At 74.0% G+C, this 23,990-nt stretch carries 22 protein-coding genes; 10 read left to right on the top strand and 12 right to left on the bottom strand.

Translation table 11 applies throughout. The features are described from left to right. Position 1: 1 nt before the first annotated feature. The 4 genes from J2S58_RS14650 to J2S58_RS14635 form a co-directional block, all read right to left on the bottom strand. Positions 2 to 235, bottom strand: a complete 234-nt coding sequence (locus tag J2S58_RS14650; protein ID WP_205257867.1) for a hypothetical protein — start codon at positions 233 to 235, stop codon at positions 2 to 4. Between the two features lie 121 nt (positions 236 to 356). After that, entirely contained in the window at positions 357 to 1,262 is a 906-nt protein-coding gene (locus tag J2S58_RS14645; protein ID WP_205257866.1) for an oxidoreductase, read from the bottom strand. Beyond that, positions 1,259 to 2,716, bottom strand: coding sequence for an AI-2E family transporter (locus J2S58_RS14640; protein ID WP_205257865.1), 1,458 nt, complete (start codon positions 2,714 to 2,716; stop codon positions 1,259 to 1,261). The genes J2S58_RS14645 and J2S58_RS14640 overlap by 4 nt, the downstream gene beginning before the upstream one ends. Beyond that, positions 2,713 to 3,063 carry a GNAT family N-acetyltransferase gene (locus tag J2S58_RS14635; protein WP_205257864.1) on the bottom strand — a complete coding sequence of 117 codons (351 nt, stop codon included), beginning with the start codon at positions 3,061 to 3,063 and terminating at the stop codon, positions 2,713 to 2,715. Before J2S58_RS14635 ends, J2S58_RS14640 begins: the two co-directional genes overlap by 4 nt. 338 nt (positions 3,064 to 3,401) lie before the next feature. Between J2S58_RS14635 and J2S58_RS14630 the strand changes: the two genes are divergently transcribed. From J2S58_RS14630 to J2S58_RS14620, 3 genes are read left to right on the top strand one after another with little or no spacing between them, the layout of a single operon-like run. Further along, positions 3,402 to 4,403: an ABC transporter substrate-binding protein gene (locus J2S58_RS14630; protein WP_205257863.1), complete on the top strand. Its 1,002-nt coding sequence runs from the start codon at positions 3,402 to 3,404 to the stop codon at positions 4,401 to 4,403. Positions 4,404 to 4,422: 19 nt separating this feature from the next. Further along, positions 4,423 to 5,295, top strand: a complete 873-nt coding sequence (locus tag J2S58_RS14625; protein WP_275889522.1) for an amino acid ABC transporter permease — start codon at positions 4,423 to 4,425, stop codon at positions 5,293 to 5,295. Beyond that, positions 5,292 to 6,050 carry an amino acid ABC transporter ATP-binding protein gene (locus J2S58_RS14620; RefSeq protein WP_306828712.1) on the top strand — a complete coding sequence of 253 codons (759 nt, stop codon included), beginning with the start codon at positions 5,292 to 5,294 and terminating at the stop codon, positions 6,048 to 6,050. The genes J2S58_RS14625 and J2S58_RS14620 overlap by 4 nt, the downstream gene beginning before the upstream one ends. A 12-nt stretch (positions 6,051 to 6,062) precedes the next feature. Here the strand turns inward: J2S58_RS14620 and cysS are convergent, their stop codons facing one another. From cysS to J2S58_RS14600, 4 genes are read right to left on the bottom strand one after another with little or no spacing between them, the layout of a single operon-like run. Then, positions 6,063 to 7,529, bottom strand: a complete 1,467-nt coding sequence (gene cysS / locus J2S58_RS14615; protein ID WP_205257861.1) for a cysteine--tRNA ligase — start codon at positions 7,527 to 7,529, stop codon at positions 6,063 to 6,065. Positions 7,530 to 7,581: 52 nt separating this feature from the next. After that, positions 7,582 to 8,670: an NAD(P)-binding domain-containing protein gene (locus tag J2S58_RS14610; RefSeq protein WP_205257860.1), complete on the bottom strand. Its 1,089-nt coding sequence runs from the start codon at positions 8,668 to 8,670 to the stop codon at positions 7,582 to 7,584. Between the two features lie 29 nt (positions 8,671 to 8,699). Continuing rightward, positions 8,700 to 10,112, bottom strand: coding sequence for a GGDEF domain-containing protein (locus J2S58_RS14605; RefSeq protein ID WP_205257859.1), 1,413 nt, complete (start codon positions 10,110 to 10,112; stop codon positions 8,700 to 8,702). Further along, positions 10,112 to 11,515: a GGDEF domain-containing protein gene (locus J2S58_RS14600; RefSeq protein ID WP_306828708.1), complete on the bottom strand. Its 1,404-nt coding sequence runs from the start codon at positions 11,513 to 11,515 to the stop codon at positions 10,112 to 10,114. Before J2S58_RS14600 ends, J2S58_RS14605 begins: the two co-directional genes overlap by 1 nt. A gap of 321 nt (positions 11,516 to 11,836) precedes the next feature. Between J2S58_RS14600 and J2S58_RS14595 the strand changes: the two genes are divergently transcribed. Further along, on the top strand, positions 11,837 to 13,495 hold the full coding sequence (locus J2S58_RS14595; RefSeq protein WP_205257858.1) for an FAD-binding dehydrogenase: 1,659 nt from the start codon (positions 11,837 to 11,839) through the stop codon (positions 13,493 to 13,495). Between the two features lie 14 nt (positions 13,496 to 13,509). Here J2S58_RS14595 and J2S58_RS14590 read toward each other — a convergent pair whose 3' ends face one another. Next, complete coding sequence (locus J2S58_RS14590) at positions 13,510 to 15,231, bottom strand: ABC transporter ATP-binding protein (protein ID WP_205257857.1); 1,722 nt, start codon at positions 15,229 to 15,231, stop codon at positions 13,510 to 13,512. Between the two features lie 262 nt (positions 15,232 to 15,493). Between J2S58_RS14590 and J2S58_RS14585 the strand changes: the two genes are divergently transcribed. Further along, positions 15,494 to 16,282, top strand: a complete 789-nt coding sequence (locus tag J2S58_RS14585; protein ID WP_205257856.1) for an LLM class F420-dependent oxidoreductase — start codon at positions 15,494 to 15,496, stop codon at positions 16,280 to 16,282. Positions 16,283 to 16,611: 329 nt separating this feature from the next. Further along, on the top strand, positions 16,612 to 17,700 hold the full coding sequence (locus J2S58_RS14580; RefSeq protein WP_205257855.1) for an alpha/beta fold hydrolase: 1,089 nt from the start codon (positions 16,612 to 16,614) through the stop codon (positions 17,698 to 17,700). On the opposite strand, the gene J2S58_RS14575 is transcribed toward J2S58_RS14580, so the two are convergent. Both J2S58_RS14575 and J2S58_RS14570 read right to left on the bottom strand, forming a co-directional pair. Beyond that, the gene (locus tag J2S58_RS14575; protein WP_205257854.1) at positions 17,693 to 18,793 is read right to left on the bottom strand and encodes a beta propeller repeat protein; all 1,101 of its coding nucleotides are present in this window, start codon (positions 18,791 to 18,793) and stop codon (positions 17,693 to 17,695) included. The genes J2S58_RS14580 and J2S58_RS14575 overlap by 8 nt on opposite strands. A 147-nt stretch (positions 18,794 to 18,940) precedes the next feature. Next, positions 18,941 to 19,579, bottom strand: a complete 639-nt coding sequence (locus J2S58_RS14570; protein ID WP_205257853.1) for an FMN-dependent NADH-azoreductase — start codon at positions 19,577 to 19,579, stop codon at positions 18,941 to 18,943. Positions 19,580 to 19,639: 60 nt separating this feature from the next. Here J2S58_RS14570 and J2S58_RS14565 point away from each other — a divergent pair, with 60 nt between their 5' ends. Continuing rightward, positions 19,640 to 20,257, top strand: a complete 618-nt coding sequence (locus J2S58_RS14565) for a MarR family winged helix-turn-helix transcriptional regulator (RefSeq protein ID WP_205257852.1) — start codon at positions 19,640 to 19,642, stop codon at positions 20,255 to 20,257. An 18-nt stretch (positions 20,258 to 20,275) separates the two neighbouring features. On the opposite strand, the gene J2S58_RS14560 is transcribed toward J2S58_RS14565, so the two are convergent. After that, positions 20,276 to 21,718, bottom strand: a complete 1,443-nt coding sequence (locus J2S58_RS14560) for a GH1 family beta-glucosidase (RefSeq protein ID WP_205257851.1) — start codon at positions 21,716 to 21,718, stop codon at positions 20,276 to 20,278. Between the two features lie 137 nt (positions 21,719 to 21,855). Between J2S58_RS14560 and J2S58_RS14555 the strand changes: the two genes are divergently transcribed. The 3 genes from J2S58_RS14555 to J2S58_RS14545 are packed head-to-tail and all read left to right on the top strand — an operon-like array spanning position 21,856 to position 23,986. Beyond that, entirely contained in the window at positions 21,856 to 23,178 is a 1,323-nt protein-coding gene (locus J2S58_RS14555) for an MATE family efflux transporter (RefSeq protein WP_205257850.1), read from the top strand. A gap of 50 nt (positions 23,179 to 23,228) precedes the next feature. Then, positions 23,229 to 23,681, top strand: coding sequence for a hypothetical protein (locus tag J2S58_RS14550; protein ID WP_205257849.1), 453 nt, complete (start codon positions 23,229 to 23,231; stop codon positions 23,679 to 23,681). 23 nt (positions 23,682 to 23,704) lie between these two features. After that, positions 23,705 to 23,986 (top strand): hypothetical protein, encoded by a 282-nt coding sequence (locus J2S58_RS14545; RefSeq protein ID WP_205257848.1) that lies wholly within the window; start codon positions 23,705 to 23,707, stop codon positions 23,984 to 23,986. The last annotated feature ends 4 nt before the right edge of the window (positions 23,987 to 23,990 follow it).

Below are 23,990 nucleotides of genomic sequence, written 5' to 3'. Positions count from 1 at the left end.
GTCAGACGGCCTGCAGCAGAGCCGTCAGGGGCCGACCGGACCCGGCCGGCACCGCGCTGACCGCAGGTGCGACGGGGTTCGCCGGAGCCGCGTCGCGCCACGTCGAGGAGGAGGCCGTCGGGGACGTGGTCCACCCGGGTTCGGCCACGGCGGCCGGGACGACCATGGCGATGGACGCCACGGCGATGAGGCCGCAGACGGCGCCCAGCAGGCGTCGGGTTGGGGATCGGTGCATGCCCACACTCCACCCCGGGGGCATGAGCGCCGCCCCACGACCAACCCGACCCGGAGTGACCGGCAGGTGAACACCGGCCGATGACACGCGCCGTTGACCGGCCAGGGTCGGGACCGGGGCGTCAGGCGCGGACGAAGTCCGGGTCGAGCTGCGTCAACCGAGCCGATTCGTCCCACAGCCAGGCCGCGTCACCCTCGTTGCGGGCGCCGGCGGACAGCTTGGCCCGCTTCGGGGCACCCCGGGCGAGCAGGGCCGGGCCGATGAAGTCGCCGTTGCGCACGCTCGGGTCGGTGGCCGCGAAGAGCTGCGCGCGGGCCCCCTCCTGCGGGGAGGAGCCGGCCAGCGCGGTCGCCTTCCGGGCCAGCTTGACGCTCCACCCGGCGCCGTCGTCCCGGCTGAACAGTTCCGTCGCCGACCATCCGGGGTGGGCGACCGCCGAGACCACCGACGAGCCGGCTTCCTGCACGCGGCGGGCCAGCTCGACCCCGAACAGGGCGGTGGCCAACTTGGACTGCCCGTAGGCACCCATCGGGGTGTACCCGGGGGCGGTGCCGAGCATCTGGTGCAGTCGGCCCGCGCCGTAGTGGGCGATCGAGCTGAGCTGGATCACCCGCGCCGCCGGCGCGAGCACCGGCCACAGCTGCGCGGTGAGGGCGAAGTGGCCCAGGTGATTGGTGCCCATCTGACGTTCGAACCCGTCGGCCGTGGTCTCCGGCTGCGGCACCATCATCACGCCCGCGTTGTTCATCAGGACGTCCAGCGGCTCGTGCTCGCGCAGGTGCGTCGCCGCCTCCGCCACGCTGGCCAGATCGGCCAGGTCGAGCCGGACCAGCTCGACCCGGGCGCCGGGCACCTGCGAGCCGATCCGCTCGACCGCGGCGCGACCCTTGCCCAGATCGCGGACGGCCAGCACCACCTGGGCACCGGCCGCGGCCAGGGCCGACGCGCTGGCCAACCCCAGGCCGGTGTTGGCCCCGGTGATCAGCGCGCGCCGTCCGGCCTGGGACGGCAACCGACGATCGCTCACGAACGCTCCTGCATCGGCATGATGACCTCGCGGACGATGAGGATGCACGCGGCGGCGACCGGCACGGCCAGGATGGCGCCGGTGACGCCGAGCAGCGAGCCGCCGACCAGGATGGCCACCACCACGGCTCCGGTGGAGATGTCCACCGTCCGACGCATCACCCTCGGGTACAGCCAGTACGCCTCGAACAGGTGCTGGCACAGGTAGAACACGCCCGCCCCGATGCCCACCGGCAGCGAGATGGTGAAGCCCAGCAGGGTCATCGAGACGCCGATGACGATCGGCCCGACCACCGGCACGAAGTCCAGGACGGCCGCGCCGAGGGCGATCGCCCACGGGTAGGGCAGGCCGACGACGGCGGCGAAGACCCCCGCCACGATGCCCGCCTGGATGGCGATGATGGTCGCCCCGCCCAGGTAGCCACCCATCTGCTTGAGGACCTTGTCGCCCAGGTAGGAGACCCGGGGACGCCGGGACGCGGGCGCCAGCCGCCAGGCCGCGGCCTTGATCTTCGGGAACCCGGCCAGGAAGTACAGGGTCAGGATGAGCACGATCAGCAGGTCGACCAGGATGCCGGCGACGGTCACACCGGCGGTGAGCAGGCTGGTGGACGCCCCGCTGACCAGGCTCTGCACGAAGCTGGAGCTCTGGATCTGCTGCAGCAGGCCGTACTTCGCGTCCAGCTCCTGGATCCACTGCTGGTTCTGCAGATCGGTGATCAGGGTGGGCACCGAGGTGACGAACGAGGCGACCTCGTTGACCACCGGCGGCACGATCGCATACGCGGCGCCGGCCAGGACGCCCAGCAGGATCAGGAAGATCAGCATGACGGCGAGGCCGCGCTTCCAGCCCCGGCGCACGAGCCAGCCGACGGGCGGATCGAGACCGATGGCCAGCAACGAGGCGACGGCGATGACGATCAGGGTGCCGCGGATGGTGTCCAGCGACTGGTAGGTCACGAAGGCCAGCAGCACGCCCAGCCCGCCCAGGAAGCCCCACCGGAACGGCGAGAACGTCGTCCGCTCGCGGTTCCGTGGCGCGTCGGGCACCGAGGGATCGGCGGCGGCCGCGGCCGCCGCCTCCGCGCGCAGGGTGCGCTCGGCCATCACCCGGGTGGTCACCGTGGACACGGCCGCGCGCAGGCCGGCCCGGCGGCGCCCCCGCGTGTCGGCGTCGGCGCCGTCGGGCCCGCCCGGGGCCCCGGACTGCTCGGACTGCTCGATCCGGTCCAGCGCCTCGTTCAACGCGGTGGTCAGCTCGTCCTGGAAACCGGCGGTGTCGGCGGCCGGGGGGACGGCAGCGCCGGGGGTGGGTGCGGCAGCCGGGGCGTCGCGGACGGCGGCCGGGACGTTCGGGGTCGGGGGAAGCGGAGCGGACGCGCTCGGCGGGTTCGGGGCCGGGGTGGTGACGGCACCGGGAAAACTCTCGGCCGGGACGGGCCCGCTCGTGGTCACGCCGCCGCGATGAGGTCGCCGTACTCGGGGTGGCGCTCGGTCAGCCACCACTGCACGTACGGACAGGTCGGGACGATCTTCACCTGCTGCTCGCGGGCGGCGTCCATGGCGAACTGGACCAGGTCGGAGGCAACCCCGAATCCGCGCACGGCGGGATCGGTGAAGGTGTGCACCACGTTCCACTTCCCGGGCAGGCGGCGGTAGTCGATGACGGCGACCTCGTTGCCGTCGACCAGCATGCGGAACCGTCCGGAGTCGGCCAGGTGCTCGAAGGAACGGGTGCGCGTCGGACCCGAGCCCAGCGGCTCACCCCGGGTGATGTCACTCTGCGGAGCTTGTTCGGTCATCGCCGATTCCTTCCTCTGCGGCCGCCACTGAGCTGCGGCCGCCCGATTGATCGGGAAGATCGTGGCACACCGGACCCACTCCCACGAGGGCACGGTGACTCACGACTCCCTGGCAGCCCGCCCGGACCGGCCCGGATGCGCGTCGGCGGGCGCCCGGGCGGGTGGACCGGCGTGGTCTGCCCCTCCAGCATGCCCGTCGACGCCGGTGGGCGTCGTCTCCCACCGAAGTGGACGGCGTTGTCGTCCCCACTTCGTATGCTGATGACCGCGCCCGGACCGCGGATCCCCGCCCGGCACCCCGCCCGGCCCGGCCGGCAGCTCGATCTCGAGGAGACCCCATGCACGTGCGTCGACTGCTCCCTGCCCTGGTGGGTGCCGGTCTGCTGACCGTCGCCGCCTGCGGCGGCACGTCCGGCACCACCACCGTCTCCTCCCCGGCGACCTCCGGCGCGGCCGTGTCCACCACCGCGAGCACCCCGACCTCGGGGGCGTCCGCGAGCACCTCCTCCTCGGCGGCGGGCTCGGCCACCGAGACCGGGACGATGTCCGGCGGTTCGTCGGCGGCCACGGGCGCGGCGGTCGCCCTGCCTGCCGACTGCACCCCCGACCAGCTCGCCACCCGGGTGCCGGGCACGTTCACCTTCGCCACCGACGAACCGGCGTACGAGCCGTGGGTGGTGAACAACGACCCGGCGAGCGGTGACGGCTTCGAGTCCGCGGTCGCGTACGCGGCGGCGGAGAAGCTCGGCTACACCCGGGACCAGGTGGCGTGGACGCGGGTGGCGTTCAACCAGGCCCTGGCCGGCACCGGCGAGTCGTTCGACGCCGACGTCAACCAGTTCACCATCACCCCCGAGCGGGCCCAGGTGGTCGACTTCTCCAGCGGCTACTACGACCTGACCCAGACGGTGATCACCGTGGCCGGCTCGCCGATCAGCGGCGCCACCACCATCGACGCCCTCAAGGGCGCCCGGCTGGGCGGTCAGATCGGCACCACCAGTCTGACCGCGATCAACGAGCAGATCGTCCCCACCGAGGCGCCGGCCGTGTTCGACACCAACGAGCTCGCCGCCCAGGCCCTGCAGAACGGTCAGATCGACGGGCTCGTCGTCGACCCGCCGACGGCGTTCTACCTGACCGCGGCGCAGCTCACCGACGGCCAGATCGTCGGCCAGCTGCCCCCGGCCGCCCAGCCCGAGCAGCTCGGCATGCTGCTGGCCAAGGACTCCCCGCTGACCACCTGCGTCAGCGCCGCCGTGGACGCGCTCCGGTCCGAGGGCACGCTGGACGCGCTGGCCGACGAGTGGCTGCCCACCCGCACCGTCACCGAGCTGAGCTGATCCGCCGGTGACCGACCGGATGTCGGCGCCGACCGGGCGGGCGGCCTGGGCACCGTCCGCCGTGCAGCAGGAACGGCTGGCCTACCGGCGCCGCCGGACCCGCCGGTCGGTCACCATCGCCGCCGTGTCGACGGTCGCGGTGCTGCTCGTCGTGGGCGTCGGGCTGGTCAACACCCCCGGCTGGCCCCGGTTCACCCGGACGTTCTTCGACTTCTCCTACGGCTGGGAGGTGCTGCCGAAGATCGCCGAGGGGTTGTGGCTCAACGTCCGGCTGATGGTGGTCTGCGAGATCGCCATCCTGATCGTGGCGTTGTCGGTGGCCCTGCTCCGCACCCTGCGCGGCCCGGTGTTCTTCCCGCTGCGCGCCGCCGCCACCGTCTACACCGACCTCTTCCGCGGCCTGCCGCTGATCCTGGTGCTGCTGCTGCTGGGCTTCGGCATGCCGTCGCTGCGGATCTCCTGGCTGCCGTCTTCGGCGTTGTTCTGGGGGTGCGCGGCGCTGGTGCTGACCTACGGCGCATACGTCAGCGAGGTGTTCCGCGCCGGCATCGAGTCGGTGCACCCCAGCCAGCGCGCCGCGGCCCGCTCGCTGGGCCTGTCCCACGCGAAGACCATGCGGTTCGTGGTCGTGCCGCAGGCGGTGCGCCGGGTCATGCCGCCGCTGCTCAACGATCTGGTCGCCCTGCAGAAGGACACCGGGCTGATCTCCGTGCTCGGCGTCATCTACGACGCGGTGCTGCAGGCCCGGATCGCCACCGCGACGACGTACAACTACACGCCGTACGTGGTGGCCGGTCTGCTGTTCGTCCTGCTGACCATCCCGCTGACCCGGCTCACCGACTGGGTGGCGCGGCGGCAGGGCTGGTCGGGCACCGCCGGGGGAACGGTGTGACGGGGCCCGCGGACCAGCCGCTGCTGCGGATCACCGGGTTGCGCAAGGCCTACGGCGACGCGGTGATCCTGAACGACCTGGACCTGGCCGTGCAGGCCCACCAGTGCGTGGCGCTGATCGGGGCGTCCGGTTCGGGCAAGTCGACGCTGCTGCGGTGCGTCAACCTGCTCGAGGTCGTCGACGACGGCGTCATCGAACTGGACGGGCAGGACATCACCGATCCCCGGGTCGACGCCGACGAGGTGCGTGGGCGGATCGGCATGGTGTTCCAGTCGTTCAACCTGTTCCCGCACCTGTCCGTGCTGGACAACCTGACCCTGGCCCCGCGCCGGGTGCACGGGATCGCCCGCCGGGAGGCGGAGCAGTCGGCCAAGGAGATGCTCGACCGGGTCGGCCTGGCCGACCGGGCCAGCGCCCGGCCCGACCAACTCTCCGGCGGGCAGCAGCAGCGGGTGGCCATCGCCCGGGCGCTGGTCAACCGGCCGCGGCTGATGCTGTTCGACGAGGTGACCAGCGCCCTGGACCCGGAGCTGGTCGGCGAGGTGCTCACCCTGCTCGCCGAACTGCGCCGGGACGGGATGACCATGCTGGTGGCCACCCACGAGATGGCCTTCGCCCGGGAGGTCGCCGACCAGGTGGTCTTCCTGGCCGACCAGGGCATCGCCGAGGCGGGGCCGCCCGCGCAGGTGCTCGGCGATCCGACCGACCCGCGCACCCGACGGTTCCTGCGGCGGGTGCTGCCCGATCTGAGCTGACGGGCGCGGCCCTCAGGACCCGCCGGTGACCGTCCAGCGGGGCCCGTCGGGGGTGTCGGTGACCTCGACGCCCAGCTCGTGCAGCTCGTCGCGCACCCGGTCGGCCTCGGCGAAGTCCCTGGCCGCACGGGCTTCCTGGCGGCGGGCGACCAGTTCCTCGATGGCGGCCACGTCCTGCTCGAGCATCCCGTCCGGGACGGTCGGGCCCGCGTCCCCGGCGACCACGGCGTCGGCCGGTCCGGCCAGGCCGAGACCGAGCACGGTGTCCGCGGCCAGCGCGACGGTGCGCTGCTCGGCCGGGTCCAGGTCGCTGCGCAGCATCGTGGTGACCTCGGCCAGGGCGCGCGGAGTGTTCAGGTCGTCGGTGAGCGCGGTGTCGATGCGGGTCAGCCACTCCCGGCCGGCCGGGGACAGCGTCCCGGCGATCTCGTCGAACGTCGTCCCGACCAGGGGTGCACCGGCGGGGACACGGGTGCGCAGTCGGCCGAGGGCGGTGGCCGCACCCCGCAGCCCGGCCTCGGTGAAGTTCAGCTGGCGGCGGTAGTGGGCGGTGAGCACCAGGTACCGGAACGCCATCGGGTCCAGTCCGGCGGCGGCCACGTCGGAGAGCAGCGGCATCCGGCCCGCGGACTTGGAGATCTTCTGCCCGCCGGAGAGCAGGAACTCGTTGTGCATCCAGGTCCGCACCCAGTCCGCCGCGGGGATGCCGAGATAGGCCGCGCTCTGCGCCATCTCGTTGACGTGGTGGATCTCGCGGTGGTCCACCCCGCCGGTGTGCAGGTCGAACGGCGAGCCGAGCAGGGCCAGGCTCATCACCGAGCACTCCAGGTGCCAACCGGGCACGCCCGGGCCCCACGGGGAGTCCCAGCGCATGACGCGGCGCTCGTCGGGGGTGTCCGAGCGCCACACCGCGAAGTCCGCCGGGTGGCGCTTGCCCTCCTCGCCCAGGTCGCGCTGCTCGACCAGGCCGGCCTTGGCCTTCGCCAGCAGGCCGTAGTCCGGGTCGAGGGAGGTGTCGAAGTACAGACCGCTGGGCAGACGGTAGGTGTAGCCGCGCTCGTCGAGCACCCGGGCGAACTCCACCATCTGCGGCACGTAGTCCGAGGCCCGCGGCTGGTGGGTCGCCGGCAGCACGTTCAGGGTGGCCAGGTCCTGGCGGAAGAGCTCGGTGTAGTGGTCGGTCAGCTCGCGCACCGAGCGCAGCTCGCGCCGAGCGGCCGCCTCGATCTTGTCCTCGCCGAGGTCGGACTCCCCCACCGTGTGGCCGACATCGGTGATGTTGACGACCGACTCGACGGCGTACCCCGACCACTGCAGCGTGCGACGCAGGACGTCGCTGAACAGGTAGGCCCGCAGATTGCCCAGGTGCGCCTGGGAGTACACGGTGGGCCCGCACGAGTACATCCGGACCGGTCCCGACGTCAGCGGGACGAACGCCTCCGCCCGGGACGTGAGCGAGTTGAACAGCTGCAGACCCACGACGCCCTCCCCCGCTCCCTGTCGGCGGCCCCGCCGCTCGACCGGTGGAACCCTACCGTCGGCCCCCGCGCGCACCGGTGTCCGCGCCGTCGGGGCCGGCCGGGGAACCGGCGGCGAGCAGGGCCCGCAGTTCGGTGACGGCGGCCCGGCCCGCGCGGCTCGCGCCCACCGTGGACGCGGAAGGGCCGTAACCGATCAGATGCACCCGGGCGTCCCGCGCGGCCCGGGTGCCGACCAGCTGCACCCCGCCGGCCGGTGAGCGCAGCCGCAGCGGGGCCAGGTGGGCCAGGGCGGGCCGGAAGCCGGTGCACCACAGCACCACGTCGGCCTGCTCCTCCCGGCCGTCCGCCCAGCGCACCCCGTGCGGGACGAGCTCGGCGAACATGGGCTGCCGCCGCAGCACGCCCGACTCCCGCGCCCCCCGGGTGGCCGGCGTCAGCGGCAGCCCCGTCACCGACACCACCGACCGGGGTGGCAGCCCCCGCTCGACGCGCTCGGTGACCATGGCGACGGCCGCCCGGCCCAGCTCGGTGGTGAACTCGCGGTCCACCCACACCGGTTCGCGGCGGGTCACCCAGGTGACGGCCGCGGCCACCGGTTCGATCTCCAGGATCAGCTGGACGGCGGAGATGCCGCCGCCGACCACGACGACCCGCCGACCGGTGAACGGGCCCGGGCCGCGGTAGTCGTGGGTGTGCAGCTGGCGCCCGGCGAACACCTGCCGACCGGGCACGGTCGGCCAGAACGGTCGGGTCCAGGTGCCGGTGGCGTTGATCAGCGTGCGGGCGGTGAACTCCGCACCGTCGGTCGTCCGGGCCCGCAGCAGCCTGTCGACCGAGCGCACGTCCCGCACCTGCACCGGCCGCCGGACCCGCAGGTCGAAGCGCCGCTCGTACTCGGCGAAGTACTCCGGCACCGCCTCGCGGGCCGGTCGCTCCGGCGGGCCGGGCGGTACCGGCAGCCCGGGCAGCTCGCGGATGCCGTTGACGGTGGCCATGGTCAGGGTGGGCCAGCGGTGCCGCCACGCGCCACCGGGGCCGGTCTCCGCGTCCAGCACCAGGAAGTCGGTCCCGGTCCGGGCCAGGTGGTGCGCGGCGGCCAGACCGCCCTGGCCGCCGCCGACGACGAGGACGTCCACCACGGGCGGGCGGTCCCCGGTCGAGCCGGCCGTCAACCCGTGCGCTGGGCGGGCAGGGCCGGCGCGGTGACGACCACGGCGGCCGGGGTGCTGGTCCACAGCGGGCCCGACCACCCGGTGGGGTCGTCGGCGTCCGGGACGGCCGTGCGCAGGCGGTTCGGGCAGACCCGCGCGGCCTTCGTCGCGTACAGCTCGGCGTCGGCCCGTTCGAACAGATCGGCGGGCTGGTCGGCGGGCGAGGTGGCCTCCGCCCGGCCGACGGACGCACCGACCACGACGCGATGCGGACCGATCCGCATGGGCGCGGCGATCGCGGTGCGGATCCGCTCGGTGATCATGTCGACGTCGCCGTCCGCCGGGTCCCGGCCGTCCGACGGCAGCGGACCACCGCCGAGCAGCACGGCGAACTCGTCGCCGCCGAACCGGGCGACCATGTCGCGCTCGGCCCGGGTGACGGTGCCGAGCCGGTCCGCCACCTCGATGAGCACCTGGTCGCCGACCACGTGGCCGAACTCGTCGTTGACGGCCTTGAAGCCGTCGAGGTCGACGAGGAGGACGGCGACGCGGTGATGGGTGCGGTCCAGCCGGGCGAGCTGGGTGCGCAGCCGAGCCATCAGGGCCGCCCGGTTGGCCGCCCCGGTGAGCGGGTCCGTCCCGGCCAGGACGGTCCGCACCCAGGCGGTCCGCACCGCCTCGAGGGACCCGATGGTGGCCACGGCGATGAGCGGCAGCAGCCACGGCACCTGCAGGGCGGCGACCGCTCCGACCGGGGCGATCAGCCCGATCATGGTGGCCAGCCGGCCCTCCAGGCAGCCGGCGAGGTACTCGCGGATGGTCTGCTGCCCGATGAGGACGTAGGCCAAGCCGATCAACAGGATGTTGACCGCCTCCACGACGACCAGCAGCAGCACCCCGGCGGCGATCAGCGTCCAGACCCCCGGATCGGCCGGTTGCGTCCACCCGCCCAGCTGCGGACTCCCCAGGGCGACGAGGACGAGCGCCGCGACGACGCCCTGCAGGCCCCACATGAACCCGTTGAGCACCACACGCCACCACCGCCGGCGCAGGCCGCACAGCAGACCGCTCAACAGGAACAGGACGGCGGCGGGCGGCCCGTAGGCCATCAGGGCGGCGATGGACAGCGGGGCGGAGACGACGACGCTCTCCACCCCGGGCACCCCCTGCATGCGGGACAACCACGGGTAGAGATCGGCCAGCACGATGAGCAGCAGGAGCCCGATGAATCCGGGTTCGGTCCAGACCTCGTCCAGGGACGGGCCGGGAGCCCCGGATGCGGCCCAGACCGAGCCGACGCAGGCGAGCACGATGGTGATCAGCAGGAACCAGCGGAACGGCCGAGGCGTCCGGTGCAGCGGGAGCTGCAACGGACCCGGCGTCGTCGCGTGCACCATCGCCGACACCATCGGCGAGGAGCCGGTGGACATCAGGCCTCCTGAGCGGGCAGGGGGTCCGGGTCCACCACGAGGGACCCCCGCAGGCCGGGGTGTCGCACGGTGCGGGCCGACAGCAGGGAGTCCATGTCGCCGTCGGTCAGTGCCGTCCACGACGCCACGGGCCACGCCTGCCCACCCTGCCCGGTGACGGTCCACAGCGGCTGGACGACGACGGCGGGGCGGGCGGCGCGCTTCTCCCGGTACATGTGGCGGTCGGCGAGCTCGAGCAGGTCGGCCGGGCGGGTGCGGTGGTCGCTGCCCACGGCCCACCCCACCGAGCCGCCTGCGTCGATGACGTGGTCCCGGATGATCTGCGGTTCGGCCAGGGCCGCCCGGATGCGGCCGGCCACCTCGGGCAGCGCGGCGGCGGGGGTGCCGGGCCCGGTGAGCACGGCGAACTCGTCCCCGCCGATCCGGGCGACCAGGTCGCGCGGGCCGGCGGCGGCGAGCAGCCGGCGCCCGATGCCGACGAGCACCTCGTCGCCGACCAGGTGCCCGTAGGTGTCGTTCACCGCCTTGAACCGGTCCAGGTCGATGAGCAGCAGACCGACCACCGGGTCACGGCGGCTCAGCTGGGCCAGCCGCAGGGCGAGCCGGCGGGTCAGGGTGAGCCGGTTGGCGAGCTGGGTGAGCGGATCGGTGCGGGCCTGCGCGGTGGACCGCAGCAGGGTGCTGCTGAGGTGGTTGACCGCGACGACGATGACCACGACGAGCAGCACCACCGGGGGGTGGAGGACGGCCAGCACGCCGATCAGCGGGGAGAGAGCGAGCCCGGTGCCCCAGACGCGGGCGGTGCGCCCGAGCTGGTGGACCTGGTGCCGCCAGGTGCTGACGCCCAGGGCGACGAGCACCAGGCCCTGCAGGACGGCGTGGGTGATCAGCACCACCGCGGTCAGCACCAGTCCGGCCACCAGCAGGCCGGGGGCGTCCGGGACGGGGAGGGTGATGGGCCCGGCGAGCAGCCACTCGGCGACCCCGGCCACGGTCAGCCCGATCCAGCCGAAGACCAGCATCGAGACCCACGGCCGCCACCACGGACCGGAGCGACGGGCGAACTCGACGGCCAGGCCGCTCAGCGGGATGAACAGGGCGGCCTGGGCCCCGAAGGCGATGACGGCACCCAGGGAGGACGCCACCGACCACGCGAAGGTGACGTTGGCCCGGACGTCCCGCATCCAAGGCACCAGCGGATAGAGGTCGGCGACCACGATGAGGACGGCGAGCGCGAGGAACCCCGGCTTGCCGAACAACTGGGGCACCGTGGGCGGCTCACCCAGGATGACGAGCAGGGTGGCGCCGACGACGAGGCCGACCGCGCCCACCGCGAGCAGCAGGCGGAACGCCGGCGGTGTTTCGCGCAGGGGAGCACCGAGGGGATCGGACCGATGGTCCACCACCCACCCCCCGTCGCCCTTCCGGAAATGACCGCCCGCACGTGCTGACCGGTAACAGTAACCGCACTGACGGTAGTCAGGGCGGTGTCCGGACCCGGTCAATCCATCTGGTTGATGCATCCCCCCCGCTGGTCACCGAGCGCATCCGCGCCGAATCACCCGAAGGGGTGACCCGCGGCCCGGACCGCCGCGTGCGGCCCGCCCCCTCGACTCCGACCGAAGCCGGACCGCCACAGGGCGGCCCGCGGCCCGCGCGGGCATGCTGTCGGTTGCAGGACCCGCGGCGGCCGGCCGGGGTCCCCGGGGTGGACGGGGCGGCTGATGGCCGATGCCGACGTGATCGTCGTGGGGGCGGGCCTGGCCGGTCTGGTCGCCGCCGCCGAGGCCGCCGACGCCGGGCGGTCGGTGATCATCCTGGACCAGGAGCCGCCCGCGTCGATCGGTGGGCAGGCCTGGTGGGCCCTGGGCGGGCTGTTCCTGGTCGACAGTCCCGAGCAGCGCCGGCTCGGCATCCGGGACTCCGCCGAGCTCGCCCGGTCGGACTGGATGAACACGGCCGGATTCGACCGACCGGAGGACCACTGGCCGAGGCGCTGGGCGGAGGCGTTCGTCGACTTCGCCGCCGGGGAGCAGCGGGCGTGGCTGCGCAGCCAGCGGATCGGGCTGTTCCCGCTGGTCATGTGGGCCGAGCGCGGCGGCGCCCTGGCCACCGACCCGGGCAACTCCGTCCCCCGCTTCCACCTCGCCTGGGGCACCGGCCCGGCCGTCCTCGTGCCTTTCCTGCGCCGGGTGATGGTGCACGTGCGCACCGGCCGAGTGACCCTGCGCTTCCGGCACCGGGTGACCGAGCTGAGGCCCGGCGGACCGGCGCGGGTGGCCGGCGACATCCTCGAACCCAGCACGGCCGCCCGCGGCGAGGACTCCGGCCGCGGCGTGGTCGGCGACTTCGCGCTCGAGGCCGGCGCGGTGATCGTGACGACCGGCGGCATCGGCGGCAACCACGACCTGGTCCGGGAGAACTGGCCGGGCGGGCCGGACGCCGCGCCGGCCGAGCTGATCTCCGGTGTGCCGGCGTCCACCGACGGGCTGATGCTGCAGGTCACCGGGCACGCCGGGGGCAACGTCATCAACCGCGACCGGATGTGGCACTACCCGGAGGGCCTGCGCAACCACACCCCCGTGTGGAGCGGGCACGGCATCCGGGTGCTGTCCGGGCCGAGCCCCCTGTGGTTGGACGCGACCGGCCACCGGTTGCCGGCCCCGCTCTACCCGGGGTTCGACACCGGTGCGGCGCTGCGGCACATCACCGCGACCGGTCACAGCCATTCCTGGTTCCTGCTCGACGCCCCGACCATCGCCAAGGAGTTCTCGCTGTCCGGGTCCGAGCAGAACCCGGACTTCACCGGCAAGTCGGTGCGCGGGCTCATCGCCCGGGCCCGAGGCGCGGGGGCGCAGCCCACCGTGCAGGCGTTCGTCGACGCCGGGGTGGACGTGGTGACCGCCGGCACCCTGCCAGAGCTGGTCACCGGGATGAACGCGCTGACCGGGACGGACCTGGTGGACGGGGCCGAGGTCGAGCGGGTGGTCCGGGCCCGCGACGCGCAGGTCCGCACCGAACTGGCCTGCGGCATGGGCAAGGACGGCCAGCTCACCGCCACCATCGCGGCCCGTCGGTACGTCGGCGACCGCCGCATGCGCACCGTCGCGCCGCACGAGATGCTGGACCCGGCCGCCGGGCCGCTCATCGCCGTCCGGCTGCACGTGCTGACCCGCAAGACCCTCGGCGGGCTGGAGACCGATCTGGACGGCCGGGTGCTCCGGCCCGGCGGCGAGCACCTGCCCGGCGTCTACGCGGCCGGTGAGGCCGCCGGATTCGGCGGCGGCGGCATGCACGGGTACCGGGCGCTGGAGGGCACGTTCCTCGGCGGCTGCCTGTTCTCCGGCCGGATCGCGGGGCGGGCGGCAGCGGCGGCCACCTGACCGGTCGGCCCGGCTCAGACCAGGAGCTGGTGCTCGGCGAGCTCCCGGTAGAGCGCGTCGGCGCCGAGCAGCTCGTCGTGCGTGCCCACCGCGCGGACCCGGCCGCCGTCCAGCACCACGATCTGGTCGGCGTCGGCCACCGTGGCGAGCCGGTGCGCGACGACGACCAGCGTCCGGCGCTGGGCGACCGCGTCGATCGCCTCCCGCAGGGCGACCTCGTTGCGCGAGTCCAGGCTGGCCGTCGGCTCGTCCAGCAGCAGCAGATCGGGGGCGGCCAGCAGGGACCGGGCGATGGCCAGGCGCTGCCGCTCGCCACCGGACAGCAGGATGCCGTCCTCGCCGACCTGGGCGGCCAGCCCCCGCGGATCGCGTTCGAGCACCCCGGTCAGGTTGACCGCGGCGAGCACCGCCACGCATTCCTCGTCGGTCGCCTCCGGGGAGCCCAGCCGCAGGTTGTCGGCCAGGGTGCCGGCCAGCACCGGGGAGTCCTGCTCGACGTACCCCATCCGGGCCCGGGTGGCGGCGCGGGAGCTGCGCCGCACGTCCCGCCCGTCCAGCTCGATCGTGCCCGCGGCCGGGTCGTAGAACCGCTCGATGAGCGCGAGGATGGTGGACTTGCCGGCGCCGGACGGCCCGACGATCGCGGTGCGGGTGCCGCGCTCCACCCGGAAGCTGACCCCCCGCAGCACCGGGACGCCGTCGTAGTCGAAGCTGACGCCGCGGAACTCCAACGCCGGGGAGGCCGGATCCACCGGGACCGGGCCGGCATCCGTGCTCGCCGACTCCGGCTCGGACTCGGACTCGGGGTCCAACGCGGTGATCTCCCGGATCCGGATGACCGCCCCGAGCGCGTTCTGGATCGCCGTGTACGCCTGGAAGACCCGGCCCAGCGGCATGATCATCATGAACAGGTAGAGGATGAACGCCACCAGCTCGGACACCTGCATCGAGCCGGTCGCGACGCGGTAGCCACCCAGTCCCAGCACGGCGATGAACGCGCCCTGCAGGGCGATGCCGACCACCGGCTGGATGAGCGCGGCGATCTTGGCGAGCCGCACGCCGGTCCCGTACGCCTCCGTGGCGATCCCGTCCACCGCCGCGGTCTCCCGGGCTGTCGCACCGGCGGCGCGGATGGTGCGGACCCCGGGGATGGCCCGGGCCACCGCGGCGCCGAGCAGGCCGACCTGAGTCTGCGCCAGCAGGGTCAGCTTCTGGATCCGCCGGCCCAGGAACACCACCATCAGCGTGGCCAGCAGCACCACGGCCAGGGTCACCCCCAGCAGCAGCGGGTCGATCAACGCCATGGCGATCGCCGAGCCGAGGAAGACCAGGGAACCGGCCACCGCGTCGACCAGCCCGGAGGTGACGACGGTGCGCAGCAGGGTGGTGTCCGAGCCGACCCGGGAGACCAGGTCACCGGTCCGGCGGGTGTCGTACTCGGCGATGGGCAGGGACAGCATGCGCTGCACCAGATCCCGCCGGGTCCGCAGCACCACGGCCTCGGCCGTGCGCTGGAGCAGGAACTGCTGGACGCCGTTGACGATCGCCCCGCCGAGCAGCAAACCGACGAGCAACGCGATCACCGGGCCCATCGACCGGCCGTTCTGCACGGCGTCGATGACCACCGAGACGGTGGCCGGCTGGGCCACGGCAAGGGCGGCGCCGACGATCGAGATGCCCGCGACGATCAGCAGGATGCGGCGGTGCGGGCGCAGGTACGGCCAGAGCTCGGCCATCCTGGCGCGCTCCCCCGCGGGGGGTCGGCCACCCCGCCCGGTCGTCCCGGTGCCTCGGCCGCCGCTCTCACTGCCCGTGCTGTCCACGTCTCCACCGTGCGTGTCGGGCGCACCGGGGTCAACGGCATTCCGCCCACAGCGTTCTCCCGGTCGCAGGGTGTCGGCTCCCGCCCGGCCCGCTGGTCCGCCGGGCTGCGCCTTGGCCCGCGCGCGCCCGTCCTCGGCCGTTCCCCGCGAACCGCACCGGGCGCATGATGTCCGCATGACGACCCCCGACCGGCCCGTGCGCATCGCCGTCCAGCTCCAGCCGCAGCACGCCGACTACGCGCAGATCCGGGACGCGGTCCTGCGCGCCGAGGACGCCGGCGTCGACGTGGTCTTCAACTGGGACCACTTCTACCCGCTGTACGGCGAGCCCGACGGGAAGCACTTCGAGTGCTGGACGATGCTCGCGGCCTGGGCCGAGCAGACCGAGCGGGTGCAGATCGGCGCGCTGGTCACCGGCGGCGGGTACCGCAACCCCGACCTGCTGGCCGACATGGCCCGCACGGTGGACCACATCTCCGGCGGCCGGCTGATCCTCGGCATCGGCGCCGGCTGGTTCGAGAAGGACTACGACGAGTACGGCTACGAGTTCGGCACCCCGGGCAGTCGCCTGGCGCTGCTCAAGGACTACCTCCCGCGGATCGACGCCCGGCTGAAGAAGCTCAACCCGGCCCCGCTCGGGGACGTCCCGGTGCTCATCGGCGGGGGCGGCGAGAAGAAGACCCTGCGGATGGTCGCCGAGCACGCCAGCATCTGGCACGCCTTCGGCGACGTGGAGACCATGGTCCGCAAGAGCGGCATCCTCGCCGAGCACTGCGCCGCCGTCGGCCGGAACCCCGCGGACATCGAGCACTCCACCGAGGTGAGCCGATCCGACGAGACCACCGCGAACGCCCTGCTGGACGCCGGGTTCACCCTGTTCACCGTGGGCGTCGGCGGACCGGACTACGACCTGGCCGGCGTGCGCGACTGGCTCACCTGGCGGGACGCGGTGAACGCCGGCTGACCCCGGGACCGATCCGTTCCGGAGCGCATCAGGCCTGGTCAGCGGACGTCGAGGGACGCCCGGGCGGTGACCCGGAACCGCGCGTACAGGCCGTGTTCACTTTCCGTCGCGATCCGTGACGAAATTGTCACATCACGAGTTGGTATCACGGGGCAACACCGGACCCTCCGAAAGCCATATAACAGACGAGTGGGTCGACCCGTTCCTGGGGTCGGCGTCTCGGGGGGAAGCCGACGGTCGCGAGGGCGATGAGTCGTGCCCGGGATCCAGGGCGATGTCCGCCCCGAGCACCCGGCTCCGCCCTACCCGTCTCGCCAGAGGATCCATCCATGCAGGGAACGACCGTCCGGTCCCGCTCCACTCCGCACCCCGTCGACCCGGCCCCCGGATCCCGCACCCGTCCCGGACGGCACGCCGCCCCGGACGATGTCGCGGACCCCGCCCGGACCCAGGTTCACCTGCCCGACCTGCTGGACTCGGCCGAGCCGCTGCTGTTCGACGACGAGGACCTGCAGCTCCCCCCGCCCGACCCGACCGCTCACGGCGCCCTGCGCCTGCCCGACGGCCGGGCCCTGGCCTGGGGTGAGTACGGCAACTCCCGCGGCCTGCCCTGCGTGCTCATCCCCGACCGCCTGTCCTCCCGGATGGCACCGGGCTGGCTGTTGCACGACACCGCCCTGCCGGCCAGCACCCGCCTGCTCGCCCTGGACCGCCCGGGCATCGGCGCCTCCGATCCCATCGGCTTCGGCGGTACCGAGCAGCCGGCGGAGGATCTCCGCCGCCTCGTAGAGACCCTCGCCGTCGGCCGGGTCGCCGTCATCGGCGTCGGGCACGGTGTCGGGGACGCCCTGGCCTTCGCGTCCCGCTATCCGGGCATGGTCGTCTCGGTGACGGCCGTGTCCGCCGGGCTGCCGCCGCAGGCCCCGGCCCGTCGCGGGCTGCGCGGGCTGCTCTCCCGCGGTCCTCGCACCCATGCCGGGCATCTCGCCGGCTGGGTCACCGCCGCCGGGCACGACGCCGATCTGACCTCGTTCACCGTCTGGGAGCGGCTGGTCGACCGGCTGGATCCGGACGCACGCGCCGAGCTCGGCGAACGCTGGCTGGAGGTGGACTTCCGTCGCGCGGTGGCCGCCGACGCCGCCCAGCAGGGCGGCCCGTGGACCGTGCCGGCCTCGCCCGTCGACGACCCGTCCTGGGCACAGGAGGCCAGAGGCGTGCGCGCGCCGGTCCATCTCTGGCTGGGCCAGCGCGAGGCCGTGCTCGCCGCGGCCCGGCTGCAGGCCGAAGCCGCCGACCGACCGGACTGGCGGGTGACCCGGGTGGCCGGGACGTCCGCGCTGCTGTCCGCGTGGCCGGAGATCCTGGCCGATGTGACCGCGTCGTTCCAGGCCGGGCCGGACGCCCGATCGGTCAGCTGATCACCAGGGCGCGGAGCGACAGCACGTCCGGCAGGTCCCGCGCCACGGTGGTGAAGGTGAGCTCGCCGCCGACGTCGGTGCCGGCGAAGACCGATCCGGACCGGGTACCGAGATAGATCCCGGCGGGATCGGCGGTGTCCGTGCAGGCCGCGTCCCGCATCACCGCCGACCACACCGGATCCGTCGGCAGACCGTCGATCTGCTCCCGCCACGTCCGGCCCGCGTCGTCCGACCGCCACACGGCGAGCTGTCCGCCCGGAGGCAGCCGCTCCACGTCGGCCACCAGCGGCAGCACGAAGACCGTGCCCGGACGGTGCGGGTGGGCCAGGACGGAGAAGCCGAAGTCGGCCGGCAGCCCGGCACTGATGTCGGTCCAGTGCACCCCGCCGTCGTCGGACCGGAACACCCCGCCGTGGTTCTGGGCGAACAGCTGCGCGGGGTCGGCCGGGTTGCGCACCGCCTTGTGCACGCACTGGCCGTGGTCCGGCGGCTCCTCGCCGGGCAGGAAGTCGGCCCGGATGCCGGAGCTGCGTGCCTGCCAGGACACCCCGCCGTCCCCCGTGCGGTACACCCCGCCCGTCGACATGGCCACGAGCACGTCGTCCGGGTCGGTGGGGTGCGGCAGCACCGTGTGCACCGCCTGGCCCCCACCGCCCGGCGCCCAGGTCGGCCGGTGGGGGTGATCCCACAGCCCGTCGACCAGCGTGAACGAGCCGCCGCCGTCGGTGCTGTGGAACAACGCCGACGGCTCCGTGCCCGCCCACACCTCGCCCACCCCGATACCCGGGGTCAGCTGCCAGACGGCGGCCAGGGTCGCCTCCGTCCGCTCCGGGAAGCGGATCGCGTCCACCGGTCCGGCGGTGAAACTCGCGCCGAGGTCGTCGGACACCAGCACCCGCGTGCCGTAGACCCAGCTGGTGCTGCCGGCGTACAGCCGCGGCCCGTCGCCCGGTCCCCGCGGGTCGACGCCCACGGCGGACACGTTCTCCATGAGCAACTGCGGCGGGTCCATCCGCCACTCGCGACGGTCCCCGTCCGAGCGGGCCACCCACAGACCCTTGCGCGTTCCGATCAGCAGCACGGTCTGGGACATCGCGCACCCCCGGCGGTGACGAGGACCGGCCGGTGCTCCACGGCACGGGGCCGGAATCAGGACGGGACGGAGCCTAACGCCGCACCCCGGGTGGGTGCCCGTCGATCATCACCGCAGGTCGGCGACATCCGGCGGGTCAGGTCCGGGTCAGACGCGGGCCGCCCCCAGGGCCCGCCCGGCCTCGCGCGCGGCCGACCGGGCCCGCTGGTGCAGGTCGGCGGCGGCGTCGGCGAATACGTCCAGGGCGGGGTTCACCCCGACCAGGGTGAACTCCCGCTCCACGACCGTCAGGTCGGCGCCCCAGACGTCGGCCAGGATCCGGCGGAGGTAGGGGGTCGAGTGGTCCCAGCCCTCCCGCGGGGTGCCGGCGCTGTAGTTGCCGCCGCGCACGGTGGCCAGCACCGTCGGCTTGCCCTCGAGCAGCCGCGACCCGGGGCCGCTGCCGGCGATGACCAGATCGGCCCAGGCCTTCAGGTGCTGCGAGACCCCGAAGTTGTACAGCGGGACGGCGATCAGCACCGCGTCGGCCGCGGTGAGTTCGTCGACGAGCACCGCCGCCAGTTCGAGCGCGAGCCGCTGGGCGTCGGTGCGGTCGGCGTCCGCCACCGACGCTCCCGCGGTCGCGTGCGCCCAGCTGTCGGCCGGCAGCGGCTCGGTGCCGACGTGCCGGCGCACGACCGGGTCACCCGGGTGGTTGCGGCGCCACTCCTCCTCGACGATGTCGGCGATCTCGCGGCTGGCCGAGCCGTCGACTCGGATGCTGGCGTCCAGGCGGAACAGGGTCATCGGGAGTCCTCACGTCATCAGTTCATGCTTGAACCATCACTGTAGCGCTAAAGTTCACCCATGAAGTCACCGACCGAAGATCTGCGTCCGGACCCGGCCGACCCGGCCGACCCGGCCGACTGCGACTGCGCAAGCGGCGACGGCACTCCCAGCGGCCTGAGCGACGCGGATGCCTGCACCCGGTGGTTGACCGGCGACGAGCAGGAGGCCTGGAAGGGCGCGGTGGCGCTGGCCCTGCTGTTGCCCGGGCCACTGGACGCCCAGCTCCAGCGGGACTCCGGGCTCAGCCTGTTCGAGTACCTGGTGCTCAGCTCGCTGTCGATGCGGCCCGACCTCACCACGGCGATGAGTGACCTGGCCCGGTTGGCCAACGGGTCGCTGACCCGGTTGTCCAACGTGGCGCGACGCCTGGAGAACCGCGGCCTGATGACCCGGCGACCCGCGCCGGACGACGGCCGCACCACCCTGGCCACCCTGACCGCGGCCGGCCTGCGCACCGTCCAGGAGGCCGCCCCGGGCCATGTCCGGGCCGTGCGCGAGGTGCTCGTCGACCGGCTGGACGCCGATCAGCTGCGGACCCTGGCCGAGATCGGTGCCCTGCTCGCCGACCCGGCCCCGGGGGGTCAGGCCGGTACGCGGGACGCGGGTGGAGCCGACGGGCCGGGACCGTCCTGCTGACGGTCCCGGCCGGGGCGGTCAGGCCCCCGGGGTCACCGGCGGCAGCTGCCGGGTGCGGATGAGCTCGGCGTACCAGCGGGCCGAGTCCTTCGGCGTGCGCTCCTGGGTGTCGTAGTCGACCCGGACGATGCCGAACCGACGCTCGTACCCGAACGCCCACTCGAAGTTGTCGAGCAGCGACCAGACGAAGTACCCGCGCACGTCGGCCCCCGCGTCCATCGCCGCGCCGACCGCGTCGATGTGCCGGTGCAGGTAGGAGGTCCGGTCCGGGTCGGGCACCCGGGTGCTGCCGTCCTCGGCGGTGACCACTTCGTCGTCGAACGCGGCACCGTTCTCGGTGATCATCAGGGGCAGATCGGGGTAGGTCCGGGACACCGAGGTGAGCAGTTCCGTCATCCCGGAGGGATCGATGTTCCAGCCCATCGCGGTGTACGGGCCGGGCTGGGTCAGGAAGTCGACGTCGTCGGTCCCGATGAACGGGGTGGCCGTGGACTCGCCGTGGTTGCTGGCGCCCTGGCGCTCGCTCACCCCGTCCCACTGGGTGGCCCGCGCGGTGTTGTAGTAGTTCACGCCCAACACGCTGAGCGGCACCTGCGCGGTGGCGGTGTCGCCGTCCTGCACGAAAGACCAGTCGGTGATCGAGGCGGTGTCGGCCAACAGATCGGCCGGGTACTCACCGTCGAGCATGGGGCCGAGGAAGATCCGGTTGCCGACGGCGTCGACCCGCCGGACGGCGTTGCGGTCGGCCGCGGACTCCGGGTCGTCGGGCCGGGTGACGTGCAGGTTCAGCGTCACGGAGACCTTGGCCTGCTCACCCAGCACGGCCTTGACGGCCCGGCCGGCCAGCCCGTGGGCGAGGTTCAGGTGGTGGGCGGCCTGCAGCGCGGCCAGCGGCTCGGTGCGGCCGGGCGCGTGCACCCCCGAGCCGTACCCGAGGAAGGCCGCGCACCACGGCTCGTTGAGCGTGGTCCAGGTGTCGATGCGGTCGCCGAGCCGGCCGGCCAGGTGTTCGGCGTACTCACCGAACCGCAGCGCGGTCTCCCGGTTCGTCCAGCCACCCTCGTCCTCCAGGGCCTGCGGGAGGTCCCAGTGGTAGAGCGTGACGACGGGGGTGACCCCGGCCTCGAGCAGGGAGTCGGTGAGCCGGGAGTAGAAGTCCACGCCCCGCTGCTCGAACGCCCCGGACCCGGTGGGCTGGATCCGCGGCCACGCCACCGAGAAGCGGTAGGCCTGCAGGCCCAGCTCCTGGATCAGCACCACGTCCTGCGGCCACCGGTGGTAGTGGTCGTCGGCGACATCGCCGGTGTCCCCGTTCAGCACCTTGCCCGGCGTCCGGGAGAACGTGTCCCAGATGGACGGACCGCGGCCGTCCTCGTCCACCGCCCCCTCGATCTGGTACGAGGCGGTGGCGGATCCCCAGAGGAATCCGTCGGGGAAGCGGCGGGGGGTGGGTGCCGTCATGGCGATGCGTCCTCCTGCTGGGCGAACCGTGCGGTGGGATGGGGGATGGAAGCGTTTTCATCCGTCCTGGCGGCCCATCCTGCCCCGTCCGCGGTGCCCCGGCGACCCGGCCCCCCGACGCCTGCGACAGTGACGCCATGGCTGCCGACCGCTCGCTGAACCGCGAGATCCTGCGGCTGGCGGTGCCCGCCCTCGGCGCGCTGCTGGCTGAGCCGGCGTTCCTGCTGGTGGACGCGGCCATCGTCGGGCACCTGGGCACCGACCAGCTGGCCGGTGTCGGCGTCGCCTCGGTGGTGCTGGCCACCGCGGTCGGGCTGGCCGTCTTCCTCGCCTACGGCACGACGGCCCAGGTCGCCCGGTCGCTCGGCGCCGGCGACCCGGCCCGAGCGCTGGAGTTCGGGGTGGCCGGGCTGTACCTGGCCGCGTTCCTCGGCCTCGCCACGGCCGCCGTGCTGGCCCCGCTGGCCCCCGTCCTCGTGCGCGGTCTCGGTGCACCGCCGGGCGCCGCCGGGTACGGCACCACCTTCCTGCTGATCTCGGTGGCCGGGTTGCCGGCCATGCTGGTGGTGCTGGCGGCCACCGGGGTGCTGCGCGGGCTGCAGGACACCCGCACCCCGCTGTGGGTCGCCGCGGGCGGGGCGGCGGTCAACGTCGCGCTCAACGTGCTGTTCGTCCTGGGATTCGGCTGGGGCGTGGCCGGCTCGGCCGTGGGCACGGTGATCACCCAGTACGCGATGGCCGCCGTCCTGGTCACCGTGGTGCGCCGGGCCGCACGGCAGGCCGGCGCCGGGCTGCGTCCGCACCGCGGCCGGATCACCGGGGCCGGCACGGCCGGCATCCCGCTGTTCGTCCGCACCCTGACCCTGCGGCTGGCCATCGTGGCCACCACCGTCGTCGCCGCCCGCCAGGGGGTGGCCGCGCTCGCCGCCCACCAGGTGCTCACCGCGATCTGGAACTTCCTCGCCCTGGGCCTGGACGCGCTGGCCATCGCTGCACAGGCCCTGACCGGGCGGGCCCTCGGGCAGGGCAACACCGTGCAGGTGCGACGGCTGACCGGGGTGCTGTTGCGGTGGGGTCTGGCCGCCGGCGCCGGGGTGGCGGTCATCGTGCTCGCCCTGTCCACCGTTCTCGGCGGGGTGTTCTCCCCCGACCCCACGGTGCGGGCGGCGGTGGCCGCCGCGGCGATCATGGTGGCCCTCGGGCAGCCGCTGTCCGGGTGGGTGTTCGTGCTCGACGGGGTGCTCATCGGCGCCGGCGACGGCCGCTACCTGGCCTGGGCCGGGGTGGGCACGCTCGTGGTCTACCTGCCCGCCACCGCCGCGCTGGTGATCTGGCCGCCGGGCGGCACGGCCGGGTTGGTGTGGCTGTGGGTGGCGTTCACCGTGGCGTTCATGGGCGCCCGCGCGCTGACCCTGGGCCTGCGCCTGCGGTCTGAGGCGTGGCTGGTGACCGGGGCCTGAGCTCGCCCGCCGGCCCGGGCCCGGGGCGCTGCGCTGTTACGGTGCGCGGCGTGAGCGCACTGGACGAGGTCGGCGAGCGGGACGGCTGGCGATGCTGGATCTGTGACGAGCCCGTGGACCCCGACAAGTCGGTGAACGACGCCCGCGGGCCGAGCGTCGACCAGTACTACAGCGCGCAGAAGCCGGCCAAGGGCGCCAAGCCCGGTCCGGAACGGCTGGCCCACCGGGCCTGCAACACCCGCAAGGGCGCCGTCACCCCGGTGATCCGCTGGCCCGACGCGCTGTTCGTCTCCGACCCGGCGGTTCTGCTGACCACGGTGGAGCGGCTGGGCCGCAAGGGCGGTCGCGAGGTCGTCGGGCGCTGCCCCGGCCCGGCGGACGCCGAGCAGGGTGCCGCCTGGCTGCGCGACCGACTCCCCCGCCTGGCCCCGACGCTGACCCTCGAGGTCGGCGTGGAACGCGGCGGCGGGCAGCACCTGCTGGTGCTCAGCGCAGGCCGCTGACCTGCGCCCCGTCCGTGGACCCGGTGACCGACCTCGAGTTCTGGCCCGATCACGGGCCGGGGCCGCTGTGGATTGGCGGCGCCCCCGCCGATCTCGACGCCCTCGGGCTCCCCGCCGCGCTCGTCGACCGCCTGCGCACCTGGAACGCGGGATACGCGGAGGACCGCCTGCCCGTGGACGGTCCCGGCGACCCGCACTACCTCGGCACCGGCGTGCGCCTGCTCCATGACGTCCGCGCGGCGCTGACCGGCCGCTTCCGGGTGGGCGTCACCGAGCCCTGGTGGGACGGCACCGTCGACGCCTGACCCG

Source organism: Nakamurella flavida (assembly GCF_030811475.1).
Classification (GTDB): domain Bacteria; phylum Actinomycetota; class Actinomycetes; order Mycobacteriales; family Nakamurellaceae; genus Nakamurella; species Nakamurella flavida.
This window is presented reverse-complemented; position numbering and strand designations above follow the sequence as displayed.